Annotated in this window: 12 protein-coding genes; 10 read left to right on the top strand and 2 right to left on the bottom strand. The window is 67.3% G+C overall.

What is annotated here, in order from left to right:
* The first annotated feature begins 15 nt into the window (after positions 1–15).
* The 3 genes from atpD (at position 16) to L5G33_RS17280 (ending at position 2,400) form a co-directional block, all read left to right on the top strand.
* A complete protein-coding gene (gene atpD / locus L5G33_RS17290; RefSeq protein WP_236999413.1) occupies positions 16–1,464 on the top strand; it encodes a F0F1 ATP synthase subunit beta in 1,449 nt (482 codons plus the stop codon).
* Between the two features lie 9 nt (positions 1,465–1,473).
* Complete coding sequence (locus L5G33_RS17285) at positions 1,474–1,851, top strand: F0F1 ATP synthase subunit epsilon (protein ID WP_236999412.1); 378 nt, start codon at positions 1,474–1,476, stop codon at positions 1,849–1,851.
* Positions 1,852–1,953: 102 nt separating this feature from the next.
* A complete protein-coding gene (locus L5G33_RS17280) occupies positions 1,954–2,400 on the top strand; it encodes a DUF2550 domain-containing protein (RefSeq protein WP_236999411.1) in 447 nt (148 codons plus the stop codon).
* An 8-nt stretch (positions 2,401–2,408) separates the two neighbouring features.
* Here the strand turns inward: L5G33_RS17280 and L5G33_RS17275 are convergent, their stop codons facing one another.
* Positions 2,409–2,999: a cob(I)yrinic acid a,c-diamide adenosyltransferase gene (locus L5G33_RS17275; RefSeq protein WP_236999410.1), complete on the bottom strand. Its 591-nt coding sequence runs from the start codon at positions 2,997–2,999 to the stop codon at positions 2,409–2,411.
* 37 nt (positions 3,000–3,036) lie between these two features.
* On the opposite strand from L5G33_RS17275, the gene murA reads away from it, so the two are divergent.
* The 7 genes from murA to L5G33_RS17240 all read left to right on the top strand — a co-directional run bounded on the left by murA (position 3,037) and on the right by L5G33_RS17240 (position 11,610).
* Entirely contained in the window at positions 3,037–4,293 is a 1,257-nt protein-coding gene (murA, locus tag L5G33_RS17270; RefSeq protein ID WP_236999409.1) for a UDP-N-acetylglucosamine 1-carboxyvinyltransferase, read from the top strand.
* A gap of 184 nt (positions 4,294–4,477) precedes the next feature.
* Positions 4,478–5,749, top strand: coding sequence for an NDMA-dependent methanol dehydrogenase (gene mdo, locus L5G33_RS17265; protein WP_236999408.1), 1,272 nt, complete (start codon positions 4,478–4,480; stop codon positions 5,747–5,749).
* A 132-nt stretch (positions 5,750–5,881) separates the two neighbouring features.
* On the top strand, positions 5,882–6,880 hold the full coding sequence (locus L5G33_RS17260; RefSeq protein ID WP_236999407.1) for a MadB family AAA-type ATPase: 999 nt from the start codon (positions 5,882–5,884) through the stop codon (positions 6,878–6,880).
* Positions 6,881–6,886: 6 nt separating this feature from the next.
* Positions 6,887–8,425 (top strand): MadC family VWA domain-containing protein, encoded by a 1,539-nt coding sequence (gene madC, locus L5G33_RS17255; RefSeq protein WP_236999406.1) that lies wholly within the window; start codon positions 6,887–6,889, stop codon positions 8,423–8,425.
* A gap of 40 nt (positions 8,426–8,465) precedes the next feature.
* The gene (locus L5G33_RS17250; RefSeq protein ID WP_236999405.1) at positions 8,466–9,647 is read left to right on the top strand and encodes an iron-containing alcohol dehydrogenase; all 1,182 of its coding nucleotides are present in this window, start codon (positions 8,466–8,468) and stop codon (positions 9,645–9,647) included.
* Positions 9,648–9,649: 2 nt separating this feature from the next.
* Entirely contained in the window at positions 9,650–10,960 is a 1,311-nt protein-coding gene (locus L5G33_RS17245) for a MadS family sensor histidine kinase (protein WP_236999404.1), read from the top strand.
* Positions 10,957–11,610 carry a MadR family response regulator transcription factor gene (locus L5G33_RS17240; protein ID WP_236999403.1) on the top strand — a complete coding sequence of 218 codons (654 nt, stop codon included), beginning with the start codon at positions 10,957–10,959 and terminating at the stop codon, positions 11,608–11,610. The genes L5G33_RS17245 and L5G33_RS17240 overlap by 4 nt, the downstream gene beginning before the upstream one ends.
* A gap of 15 nt (positions 11,611–11,625) precedes the next feature.
* Here the strand turns inward: L5G33_RS17240 and mftM are convergent, their stop codons facing one another.
* Positions 11,626–12,465, bottom strand: coding sequence for a mycofactocin oligosaccharide methyltransferase MftM (mftM, locus tag L5G33_RS17235; protein WP_236999402.1), 840 nt, complete (start codon positions 12,463–12,465; stop codon positions 11,626–11,628).
* Between the last annotated feature and the right edge of the window lie 584 nt (positions 12,466–13,049).

Genomic DNA, 13,049 nt, shown 5'->3' with positions numbered 1-13,049 from the left:
AAAGTGAAGTAACCAATGACTGCAGCAGTCACCGACTCGTCCACGGGCGCCGCCTCGGCGACCGCGGGTCGTGTCGCCCGGGTGATCGGCCCCGTCGTCGACGTTGAGTTCCCCCGCGGCGCAATTCCCAAGCTCTACAACGCTCTCCACGCGGAGGTCACCCTCGCGGCGGTCGCCAAGACGTTGACGCTCGAGGTCGCACAGCACCTCGGCGACAACGTGGTGCGTACCGTCTCGATGCAGCCGACCGACGGCCTGGTCCGCGGTGCGGAGGTCGTCGACACGGGCAGCCCGATCTCGGTGCCCGTCGGCGACGTGGTCAAGGGCCACGTCTTCAACGCGTTGGGCGACTGCCTGGACGCGCCGGGCACCGGCCGTGACGGCGAGCAGTGGGGCATCCACCGCAAGCCGCCTGCCTTCGACCAGCTCGAGGGCAAGACGGAAATCCTCGAGACCGGCATCAAGGTCATCGACCTGCTGACCCCGTACGTCAAGGGCGGCAAGATCGGTCTGTTCGGTGGTGCCGGTGTCGGCAAGACCGTTCTGATCCAGGAGATGATCACCCGTATCGCTCGCGAGTTCTCCGGCACCTCGGTGTTCGCAGGCGTCGGTGAGCGTACGCGTGAAGGCACCGACCTCCACCTCGAGATGGAGGAGATGGGCGTTCTGCAGGACACCGCCCTGGTGTTCGGCCAGATGGACGAGCCGCCGGGGACGCGTATGCGCGTCGCTCTCTCGGCCCTCACCATGGCCGAGTACTTCCGCGACGTGCAGCACCAGGACGTGCTGCTCTTCATCGACAACATCTTCCGCTTCACGCAGGCCGGCTCCGAGGTCTCGACGCTGCTCGGCCGCATGCCGTCCGCCGTCGGTTACCAGCCGACGCTGGCCGACGAGATGGGCGAGCTGCAGGAGCGCATCACGTCGACGAAGGGCCGTTCGATCACCTCGCTGCAGGCGATCTACGTGCCCGCCGACGACTACACCGACCCGGCGCCCGCGACGACGTTCGCGCACCTGGATGCAACGACCGAGCTCTCGCGTCCGATCTCGCAGCTGGGCATCTACCCGGCCGTGGACCCGCTGACCTCCACCTCGCGCATCCTCGAGGCCTCGATCGTCGGCGACGAGCACTTCCGCGTCGCCAACGAGGTCAAGCGCATCCTGCAGAAGTACAAGGAGCTGCAGGACATCATCGCGATCCTCGGTATGGACGAGCTCTCCGAAGAGGACAAGGTTACCGTGCAGCGTGCACGTCGTATCCAGAAGTTCCTCGGCCAGAACTTCCTGGTCGCCGAGAAGTTCACCGGTCAGGTCGGTTCCGTGGTGTCGCTCGCCGACACCATCGAGGCGTTCGACCGCGTGTGCAAGGGCGAGTTCGATCACCTGCCGGAGCAGGCGTTCAACAGCTGTGGCGGACTCGACGACGTCGAGGCCGCTGCCAAGAAGATCGCCGGAAAGTAGTCGTCGCACATGGCTGACAAGACCTTCCGACTCGACGTGGTCGCACCGGACGCCGCGCTCTACTCCGGGGACGCGACGCTCATGGTCGCGCAGACCACCGTCGGCCAGATCGGCATCATGGCCAACCACGAGCCGATGCTGGGAGAGCTCGCCGCTGGCGGCTGCGTGGTCCTGACCGAGGCCGGTGGCGCCCGTAAGGCGATGGCGGTGCAGGGCGGGTTCCTGTCCGTCACCGCTGACACGGTCACTGTCCTCGCCGAGTCCGCACAGTTCTCCGACGAGATCGACGTCGCCGCCGAGCGAGCCGTTCTCGAATCGGCGACCGAGGGCAGCGAGGAGTTCCTTCGCGCGAAGTCCCGGGTGCGCGCCGTGGAAGCCGTGAGCTGACTCGGGCCCCAGAAGTACAAAAGTGAACGATCGAACAGCCGTCCTGCGCCGCAGGGCGGCTGTTCGCGTACGTTCGTAGATAACGGAGAGGAGGTCGACCCGATGCCGATGTGGGCGTGGATTGTTTGTGGATTGTTGCTCGTCGGGTTGATCGCTGCCGGATTGCTGGTCTATCGACTGCGGCTCGTGCGCCTCGCCGGGACGCCGGTCCTGTTGCGTCCGTTGCCCGCCGACGCCGACGAGGGATGGCGTCACGGTTCGATTCACTACACAGACGACGCGATTCTGTATTTTCGGCTGTCGTCGTTGCGGCTCGGCCCGTCGGTGACTCTGTCTCGACGGCGTATCGAAGTGTCCGGGCGTCGGAGTCGGGTCGGCACGGAGTCGGAGATCATGGATCCCGACATGGTCGTCGCAGAGATCACCGTCGGACGACGCGGCCAGGAACCCGCCTACGAGTTGGCGATGGCTCCCGCCGCGATGACCGCATTCCAATCATGGTTGGAGGCCCGCGCCCCGCGCCGTGCTCGGCGCAGGCCCGCGGCATAGATCTCAGGTCAGCGCTGGCGTTCGCCGCCCGGAACCCACTTCACGTCGGTATCGCCCGCACGAACGTTGGCGACGCGTCCGAGGATGAACAAGAGATCCGAGAGTCGATTCAGGTACTTCGCGGGGAGGATGCTCGTGTCGTCGGGGTGCGCGTCGATCGCCGACCAGGCGGCGCGTTCGGCGCGGCGGACGACGACGCGTGCCTGATGCAGGTACGCCGACAGCGGTGTGCCGCCCGGCAGGATGAACGAGTCGAGCGGCGTGAGTTCTTCGCCGAACTGGTCGCACCACGCTTCGAGCGCGTCGACGTACGACGATTCGATGCGCAGCGGGGGGTAGGCCGGATCGTCGACGACGGGCGTCGACAGGTCGGCACCGGCGTCGAATAGATCGTTCTGGACTGTGGTCAAGACGGCCCCGATGTCCTCGGGGACCTCGCCTGCGACGGTCAGGGCGAGACCGATCGCAGCGTTCGCTTCGTCGCAGTCGGCGTACGCGATGACGCGCAGGTCGTTCTTGGCGACGCGGGAGAAGTCGGAGAGTCCGGTGGTCCCGTCGTCGCCGGTCCGTGTGTAGATGCGTGTGAGGTGCACTGCCATACCAGGCAACCTACCTGTTGGCCGATACACTGTGCCGGTGAGTGATCGTTACGTGGTTTCAGGTGGGGCACGTCTGGTCGGTGACGTGTTCGTCGGCGGAGCCAAGAACAGCGTTCTGAAGTTGATGGCGGCGGCGCTGTTGGCGCAGGGCCGCACGGTGTTGACGAATGCGCCGGAGATCGCCGACGTCCCGCTGATGGCGGATGTGCTGCGCGGGCTGGGCGCGACGGTCGACATCTCGGGTGACACCGTGACGATCGATACTCCCGCCGAACCCGACTACCACGCAGACTTCGACGCGGTGAAGCAGTTCCGGGCATCGGTGTGCGTTCTGGGCCCGTTGATGGCTCGCCGCCATCGCGCCGTCGTCGCGCTGCCCGGCGGCGACGCCATCGGCTCTCGTCCGCTCGACATGCATCAGGCGGGTCTGCGTGCGCTCGGTGCGCAGAGCACGATCGAACACGGTTGCGTCGTCGCGGAAGCCGAGCGGTTGTCCGGCGCCGAAGTGGTACTCGACTTCCCGTCCGTGGGCGCCACCGAGAACATCCTGATGGCCGCGGTCCTCGCCGAGGGCGTCACGACGATCGACAACGCTGCGCGCGAGCCGGAGATCGTCGACCTGTGCGTCATGTTGACCGAGATGGGCGCTCGGATCGACGGCGCTGGATCTCCGACACTCACGGTGACCGGCGTCGACGCGCTGACGCCGACGACGCACCACGTCGTCGGCGACCGCATCGTCGCCGGCACGTGGGGAGTGGCTGCGGTCATGACACGCGGCGACATCACGGTGCGCGGGATCGACCCCGAGCATCTGCGCCTGGTGCTCAAGAAACTCGAGGGCGCGGGAGCGCGCGTCGACCGGTTCGACGACGGTTTTCGGGTGATTCAGGAGTCGCGTCCCGTCGCCGTCGACACTGCGACGCTCCCGTTCCCCGGGTATCCGACAGATCTGCAGCCGATGGCGATCGGTCTGGCGACGGTGTCCGAGGGGATGTCCATGGTCACTGAGAACGTGTTCGAGGCCCGTTTCCGGTTCGTCGAAGAACTCGTGCGGCTGGGCGCCGACGCGCGGACCGACGGGCATCACGCGGTGATCCGCGGCGTTGAACGGTTGTCGAGCGCACCGGTATGGTCCTCGGACATCCGCGCGGGCGTCGGCCTCGTGCTCGCCGGCCTCGTCGCCGACGGCGACACCGAAGTCCACGACATCGAGCACATCGATCGCGGCTACCCGAACTTCGAGGATCAGCTCCGCACGCTCGGCGGAACCATCCGACGAGAGATCGGCTGATCGCCCACACGGCTCGACTCGCCCACACTGCTCGACGACGCGGTACCTGTCCGACCGGACAGGTGCCTGCCTGAACCACCGGGCCGACTCCCCGCGCTGCAGGTCAGGAGCTCTTGTCCGGGCAGTGACGCAGGGCACACGCTGTGAAGGACCGAAACGGCAACCTCACAGGAGTCAAACCCTCATGGCTATCGAGCTGAATCAGATCTGGGACTTCCCGATCAAGGAGTTCCACCCGTTCCCCAAGGCGAAGCTGGGCGTCGGCGCACACGACATGCTCGGCGTCGAAGCCAAGGAACTCGGCATGACCCGCGTCCTGTTGATGACGACGGGCCTGCGCGGCTCCGGAATCATCGAGGAACTGACCGGGAAGATCGAGTACCAGGGTGTGGACGTCGTCCTGTTCGACGAGGTCCAGTCCAACCCGAAGGACTTCAACGCGATGGACGCCGCGGCGCGGTACCAGTCCGAGAAGTGCGACGGAATCATCTCCGTCGGCGGCGGCTCGAGCCACGACGCGGCCAAGGGCGCTCGCATGGTGATCGCCCACGACGGCCGCAACATCAACGAATTCGAGGGCTTCTCCAAGGCCACCAACAAGGAGAACCCGAAGCACATCGCCGTGTCGACGACGGCGGGCACCGGTTCCGAGACGTCCTGGGCGTACGTCATCACCGACACCTCCGACATGGACAACCCGCACAAGTGGGTGGCGTTCGACGACTCGTGTCTCGTCGACCTCGCGATGGACGACCCGTTGCTGTACTACTCGTGCCCCGAGCACTTCACCGCGTTCTGCGGGTTCGACGTCCTGGCCCACGCCAGTGAGCCGTTCGTCTCGCGGCTGGACTTCGAGCCGTCGCTCGGCAACGCGAAGTACTCGATCGAGTTGATCCGCGACCACCTGCGGACCGCCGTCTACGATCCGCGGAACCTCGAGGCGCGGTCGGGCATGATGCACGCGCAGTACATCGCCGCGCAGGCCTTCAATTCGGGTGGGCTCGGCATGATCCACTCGATGTCGCACGCGTTCAGCGCGTTCTACGACAGCCACCACGGGCTCAACAACGCCATCGCGCTGCCGCGCGTGTGGGAGTACAACCTGCCCGCACGGTACGAGCGGTTCGCAGAGATCGCCAGGCTGATGGGCGTCGACACCCGGAACATGACGACCGTGCAGGCCGCCGACGCGGCCGTCGAGGAAGCGATCCGCCTGTCGAAGGATCTCGGCATCCCCGACAACTTCGGTTCGTTGACCACGTCGTCGTACGACAAGAACCGGATGAACACCGGCAAGTACGAAGGCCGGGGCGACGGCGTCGACACGTCCGATGCGCAGGTCCGCGCGATCGCCGAGCACATGATGGGCGACTGGTGCACGCCGGCCAACCCGCGCGAGTCGACCGTCGAATCGTTGATCCCGATGGTCCGTCACGCCTTCACCGGCTCGTACTGACCGCCGGGGCCGACCACCCGTCGGGCGATCGCCGGACCTGTCGGGTCCGGCGATCGCCCGGCATCCCGTTCTATCCGGCACCCGGCCTACCCGTCCGCTGCCATCTTCTACCCGACTCCGAGCGAGGCATCCATGAGCGACCTGACATTCGACACGTCCGCCGATCTGGCGTCAGCCCTGGCGTCGGAGGGCTATCTCATCGACGACGACCTCGCTGTCGTCGTCCACCTGGCGACGGTCCTCGACCGCCCGCTGCTGCTCGAAGGGCCCGCTGGCGTTGGCAAGACGGAGTTGGCGAAGGCGTTGGCCGCGGCGTCGGGCCGCGAACTGATCCGCCTGCAGTGCTACGAAGGCCTCGACGACTCCCGCGCACTGTACGAATGGGACTATGCGCGGCAGTTGCTGCACGTGCAGATGCTGCGCGACCGGATCGGAACCGAACTCGCCGAGTACGACACGCTCGCGGCGGCGTCGACCGCGCTCGCCGAGACCGAGGTCGGCGTCTACACCGAAGGCTTCCTCGTCCCGCGGCCGCTGCTGGCTGCCATCGTCTCGCCCGATCCGACGGTGCTGCTGGTCGACGAGATCGACCGGACCGACGAGGCGATGGAAGCCGTCATGCTCGAAGTCCTCGCCGAACGCCAGGTGACGGTGCCCGAGCTCGGCACGTTCACCGCGCGTTCGGCGCCGTGGGTGATCCTGACGTCCAACGACACGAGGGAGTTGTCGTCCGCGTTGAAACGTCGGTGCCTGCACTTCCAAGTGGAGTACCCGACCGTCGAACGCGAGTGCCGCATCGTCGCCGTCCGCGCACCCGACGTGGAGGAGTCGGTGATCGCCGACGTCGTCGACCTCGCTCGCCGGCTGCGCGAACTGCCGCTGCGCAAGAGCCCGTCGATCGCCGAGGTCATCGACGCCTCGCGTGCCGCCTCGTACCTGTCGCCGACCGATCCGGCGCTGATGTCGCTGTTGGTGAAGTTCGGGACCGATCTCGACCATGTGCGCCGGGCGTTCGCCGCGCCGGCCGCGTCCGACGCAGACCGGCTCACGCGACCGGAGAGCCGGCAGGGATCGGGCACCGGCCGAGCATTCGGTGCGGGCCGGGCACACACCGCCGCCGCGCGGAGCTGAGCGGTCGTGCTGAGCGGCAACGATGCGGGCACCCAGCTCCTCGACACCGTGTCGGTGCAGTTCGGTCGGGCGCTGCGCGCCCTCGGCATAGGATGCTCGCCCGCCGAGGTGATCGAGATCCGGCGCGTGTTCGCGCTAGTCGGCGCCGCGGACGTCCCGCGGTTGCGGACGGCGTTGCGGAGCGTCAGCGTCAAGTACGAGTACGAGCGCGCGGCGTTCGAGACCGTCTTCGCCGCGTTCTTCCTAGGCGACGACACCGCCGACGACACCGCCGACGACACGGCCGACGACCTGCCGCGTGTGCGGGGGCTGGCAGGCGACCTCCCCGACGAACTCGACTGGGACGACGATTTCGCCGGCGCGGCGCGGATGATCGGCGCCGACGAGCACACCGTCGAGATCGGGGACCTGATGGTCGATGATCCCGACGCGCGCGAACGGAACGGGGAGAGCGCCCACCGCGAGGAGAACGACTTCTCGGTCTCGACGGGTGCGGAGGAACTCCAGGTCGACACCGACTCGTCGAGTGTGTCCGGCGGCGTCACGTACACCGTCGAAGTCGATCACGCCGACGCGGCGCAAGTCGGCGAGTTGACGGGCACGGCCGCGCGAGTGGAGGGTTCGGCGCTGAGCCTGGCCGACGCTGCGTCGCTGCTCGCGGTACTCGACGCGACTGACGGCCGCGGCGCCTACGGCGCCGACGGCATGGAGCATCTCGACGACGCGCGCCGCGAGCAGCTGCAACGTGCACTCGAGGACTTCGTGGACGCGTTGACCCAGCGCCTCGCCGAGAACGTCCTGTCCGACGGCGAGGTGACCGGAAACTCGCACGTCCACCGAGATCAGGCGGACATCGATCGCGCCTGCCACCGGCTGGTGCAGCGGATGCGGGGCGCACCGCGCCCGGTGTCACGGCTCACCGACGGTGGACGTCTCAACGCCCGCGCCACCATGCGCGCCGCCGCGCACACCGACGGCGTCCCAGTGGAACTGTGGAAGACCGTTCGCGTGCCGGGGCCGGTGCGGCTGCTCGTCCTCGTGGACGTCTCGCTGTCGGTGCGGCCGGTCGCAGGCTTCATCCTCCGACTCGCACAGACACTGCACCACCAAGGGAACCGGTGCGAAGTGATCGCATTCGTCGATCGAGCCGTGCGCGTCACACCGGAGCTGCGCGTGTGCGAACCCGACACCGCGTTGGCGGAAGTCCTCGCCGCCGACGGGCTGGATCTGTCGGCGACCAGTGACTACGGCCGGGTCTGGCAGACGACACTCGACGAGTACGGCGATCTCATCACGCGACGGACGAGCGTCCTCGTCGTCGGTGACGCGCGCAGCAACGCTTTCGATCCGCGTGTAGACCTCTTCGAGACGATCGCCCGGCGCGCACACCGCGTTGCGTGGCTGACGCCAGAGCCGTCACGGTACTGGTCGCAGACCGGGTGTTCGCTCGACGACTACGCCGAGCAGTGCTCGGGGGTGGTCAGTGCCCGCGACGGAGCCGAGATGCTCGAGAAGTGCGACGAACTCGGTGCAGCGCTGCGGTGAGCCGGTAGCGTCAGTCCCAGAACGAGGAGGTGGACCGCCGGTGACCGATCGGGGCCCAGGTCGCGCACGTGCGGCGACGAGTGTCGCGAAGTTTCACACCCCCGAGATCGTTCTCGGTCGCGGGGCGTTCCCAGAAGCGTCGGTCACCGTGGCGGGGCTGGGCGTCCGTCGTCCGCTCATCGTCTCCGACCGCACGATCGAGCAGACCCCCTGGTACGACCGCCTGTTCGCCGACCTGCAACGCCGCGGTCTGCAGCCCGCGTCGTACCTCGACGTCTCGCCGAATCCGCGGTCGCACGAGGTGGCCGACGGATTCGCGGCCTACACGGCGCATGGGGCCGACGGCCTGGTCGCGCTCGGCGGCGGCTCAGTCATCGACGCGGCCAAGGGCGTGGCCGTGCTCGCCTCCAACGGCGGCGTCATCCTCGAATACGAGGGCATCGATCGCGTGCACCGCCCACTCCCACCGCTCGTCGCGGTCCCGACGACGGCGGGCAGCGGCGCGGATGTCTCGCAGTTCTGCATCGTCAACGACCCCGACCGCCGCACCAAGGTGACGATCATCGGCCGGACACTCGTCCCGAACGTCACCGTCATCGACCCGACCCTCCTGACGACCCTCTCGCCGCAGGTCACCGCCCAGACCGGGATGGACACGCTCACCCACTGCATCGAGGCGTACGTCTCGCTCGCGCACGGCAGACTGACCGACTCGCTCGCGATCGATTCGCTCACCGGAGTGTGGACGAACCTCGAACGCCTCGTCGAAGATCCAGCGGACGCGGTCGCAGGCGAGGAGATGTCGCTCGCGTCGTTGCGCGCCGGTATGGCGTTCACCAATGCGATCCTCGGTGCGACGCATGCGATGAGCCACCCGGTCGGCGGGCACTGCGACGCACCGCACGGCACAATCAACTCGGTGCTGCTGCCGCACGTCATCCGGTACAACGCAGTGGTGTGCGCCGACGACTTCGTCCGACTCGCGGACGCGGTCGGGTTGTCGACGACCGGCGACCCTCGGACTGTCGCAGACCGACTTGCCGACGCCGTCGCGCACCTCGGCGCACGCGTCGGGATGCCGGAGACGCTCGCGCCGCTCGGGGTGCGCGCGGGCGATCTGGACCTGCTGACGACGCACGCGCTCGCCGATTCGTGCATGATCACCAATCCGCGACGTCCGGAGGAGTCCGGGATCGTCGAACTGTACCGACAGGCGCTGTAGCCGTGGGCTCCGATCCGGACCTGGCGTCCCTCCTCGGGCTGCGCACCGTCAAGGCCGGCCACTACGCGCAGTACCGGGGCTCGGAAGCGCGGTTGAGTCGCGTGATGCACGCGTTGGAAGGCATTTCGAAAGCGTTGGTGCAGACAGCGGCCGGACCGGAGGGCCTAGTCGTAGCGGTCGTGGAGACCGTGCGCGACCATCTCGGCGCCCAGTGGGTGCTGTTCGCGCTCGCCGACGGCCAACTCGTCGGCACGAGTCCTCGGCACCTCATCGCGGGACCCGACGGACGGATCCTCGCGTTCGAGGGGGTGCGCGTCGCGGAACCGCCGACCGGACTGCCGGACGCGGTGCTCAACCGACTCAACGACGTGCTCCGCGGCGAGGTCACGGTGCTGCACGCGCCGATCGCCGATGACCATCACGTGCACGTGCCGGTGGAACTCGACGGCGATGTGGTCGGCGGGCTGTCGGCGTGGACCGCCGACGGCCAGCGTGTGGATCCCGCGGACCTCACGGTGCTGCGGATCCTTGCGAGTCAGGCGACGGTGGCCTTGGTGAACTCGTCGCTGTTCCTTCAAGTGCAGCGCCGCGCCGACGAACTCGCCGAACGCAACGACGAACTGGTCCGGACACAGCGGGAACTGTGGGCGGCGCAACGGACCGCGCTGCTGGGCGCCGAACGCGCGCGGATCGCGCGCGAACTGCACGACTCCGTCGGACAGTCGGTGCTGTCGGCCGGGCTGCAGATGGAGTTGTGCCGCGGCGACGTCGGCGGAGCCGCAGCCGAACGGCTCGACAAGGCCGTCACGTTGAGCCGCGACGCCATGGAGCAGTTGCGTGGCGCGATCTACGCGCTCGCCCGGTCGGGTGGACCGTCGGCCAGCGTCGTCGACACCCTTCGGGAACTGTGCTCACTGCACATGCCGCCGGGCGTCGATGCGACCGTCACGGTGCGCGGACGCACCAGGGAACTGACCGGGGACGTGCAGCACGCGGTGCTGCGTATCGCGGGCGAGTCTCTGTTCAACGCGGCACTGCACGCGCAGGCCAGCCGGGTGACGGTGACGCTCGAGTACGACGATCGGGGTGTCCGGCTCCTCGTCGACGACGACGGGACCGGCGACCCCACGGCACTGCGGGCCGTGCTGAACGCCGCCCAACGCGGCGACATCACGTCCGGGCGCAGCCGCGGGCTGGCGAACATGGCGTCCCGCGCGGCTGAGCGAGGCGGCGGTTTCGCGATACGACGGTCCCGGCTCGGCGGTATTCGAATCGCGGCAGACGTGCCGAGCGTGGACCAGGAGGCACCGTGACCAGAGACGACGACCGGCCAGTCAAGACCGTTCTGGTCGACGATCATGCGCTGCTGCGTGAAGGCCTCCGTTCGCTGCTCGATCGCGACACCGCGGTTGTCGTGGTGGGGGAGGCGAACTCGTTCGACTCCGCACTCGCCGAGATCGCGAACAGTCGGCCCGATGTCGTCGTGGTCGATCTGAAATTGACGGCGGGCGCCGACTACGAGGGGCTTCGCCTGATCGAGGAGGTCACCAAGCGCCACCCCGAAGTCGCGTCGCTGGTCCTGACGACGTTCCTCGACGACGACCTCGTCGTGCGGGCGGTGCGCGCCGGCGCGCGCGGCTACGTCGTGAAGGACGTCGACACGACCGAGCTCGTCCGGGCGGTCCGCGCCGTCGCCACCGGTGGAAGTGCGTTCGATCCGCGCAGCGCGACGATCGTTCTTCGGACCGTGTCCGGTGGCCGCGACGTCGCCGCCGAACTGACCGACCGCGAACGGGAGGTGCTTCGCCAGCTCGCGGAGGGCAAGTCGAACGCCGAGATCGGTGGCACGCTCTACATCTCGGAGTCGACGGTCAAGTTCCACATCCGCAACCTGATCCGCAAGCTCGGTGTCAGCAAGCGCACCGATGCGGTCTACGTGGCGAGCAAGCGCGGACTCATCTGACACGCCACTGTCGGGTCACGCCGGTTTGTCGATGACCAGCCATCCGCCGTGGTCGGTGAAGACCGTGACCGTCAGACCCGACCGGATCCACGGCGCCGCCCATCGGAGCAGATCGTCCTCGGACAGACGTTGCAGGTGACCGAAGTGTTCGGACGGCTCATCCTCGAACGGCACGGCGATCACCACTCGTCGCCGAGCGACGCGGAGCGCCTCGCGCACCGCGACCGTCACGTCGCCGGATGACAGGTGCTCGAGGAGGTGAATCAGCGTCACGGTGTCGACCCGGTCATCGGAGACGGGCAGTGCCCGGGCATCGCCGAGCACGGTCCGCACGCCGACGCCGAGCCGGACCGATACGTCGTCGAGGAGCGCTAGTGCCCCCGGGCAGATGTCGCACGCCTGCACGTCCAGCCCGTCCTGCGCGCACTGGACGGCGAACAGCCCGAAGCAGCACCCGACCTCCAGGACCTTGTGGCCGACGACGAGTGAACGAGCCCGTCGATGGACGGGGGAGAAGCCGGACCGACCGGTGCGCAGGTCGTCGACCGAGTTCGCGTAGAAGGCGAGCCAACCGTCGGCCGGATCCTCGCAGCAGGAGGCGATGAGACCAACCATGGCCGACTCGAACTCGTCCTGCCCGGCGAGCACGCCGACGCGGACCAGCTCGGACAGTGCGTTCACCGCTGCGCCGTCGCTGATCGACTCCGCGGTGAACGTGTGGACCAGATCTACGCCGTCCTCGGACGGGCGCCACCCGAGGTGGGCGCACACAGTGAAGCCTGCGGGTACCGAGGGGACGGCCGCCACGTCGATCCGTCGCCCGAGGGTTCGCGGAGACTCCACGGTGATGCTCATGCTTCGACGCTATGGACGCGAACCCGCACGCGTAACTACCCGATCGGTCCGACGTCCTGCCCGTTCGGATAGGTCTCTGGGACGATCCCTACCGCAATCATGGCTGTGACCTGCCGATTTGCCCTTCGGTCGACACGTGCGTAACTTATATCGAGTCAGAGCGGCCCGGCCGCGACGACACCACAGACTCCCAAGTTCGCGGTTGTGAAACTGCGGCCAGGTCGAGTAACGTGGGAAGCCGCTTCGGCAGGAACCTCCTTCCTTCTCCGTTTCACGGGGTGCGAATCTGGTCTTGCGGAACGGTCCTCGGCCTGGTAGGTTGGGGGAGTTGGCCTCTTGCAGGTCAGTACAACTGTATATGTTCGCTGGAGTTCGGCCTGATTGTTTGGGTTGGTGCTGGTGGGTGTGTGTTCTTTGAGAACTCGATAGTGTGTGATGGATTTTTTCTTGTGCCACATTTTTTGTATTTTTTTGTGGCAGGGATGAATTTTTGACGGACATTTTTGTTTGTTAGTTTTTTGTTTTTGTCAGTTTTTTGGATTGGTCAGGTTTTGCTTTCTGGCTTGTGTTGAAATTGCTGGCCC

Origin of the sequence: Gordonia liuliyuniae (genome assembly GCF_021738805.1) — a bacterium.
GTDB classification, from domain to species: domain Bacteria; phylum Actinomycetota; class Actinomycetes; order Mycobacteriales; family Mycobacteriaceae; genus Gordonia; species Gordonia liuliyuniae.
The sequence above is the reverse complement of the archived record's forward strand: the minus strand, read 5'-3'. Positions and strand labels throughout refer to the sequence as shown.

What these genes read in the sequence shown, in the direction of transcription:
- L5G33_RS17275 (WP_236999410.1), bottom strand. Translation starts at nt 2,999, where the DNA reads ATGGCAGTGCACCTCACACGCATCTACACACGGACCGGCGACGACGGG.
- mdo (WP_236999408.1), top strand. Translation starts at nt 4,478, where the DNA reads ATGGCTATCGAGCTGAATCAGATCTGGGACTTCCCGATCAAGGAGTTC.
- L5G33_RS17280 (WP_236999411.1), top strand. Translation starts at nt 1,954, where the DNA reads ATGCCGATGTGGGCGTGGATTGTTTGTGGATTGTTGCTCGTCGGGTTG.
- atpD (WP_236999413.1), top strand. Translation starts at nt 16, where the DNA reads ATGACTGCAGCAGTCACCGACTCGTCCACGGGCGCCGCCTCGGCGACC.
- L5G33_RS17285 (WP_236999412.1), top strand. Translation starts at nt 1,474, where the DNA reads ATGGCTGACAAGACCTTCCGACTCGACGTGGTCGCACCGGACGCCGCG.
- L5G33_RS17260 (WP_236999407.1), top strand. Translation starts at nt 5,882, where the DNA reads ATGAGCGACCTGACATTCGACACGTCCGCCGATCTGGCGTCAGCCCTG.
- mftM (WP_236999402.1), bottom strand. Translation starts at nt 12,465, where the DNA reads ATGAGCATCACCGTGGAGTCTCCGCGAACCCTCGGGCGACGGATCGAC.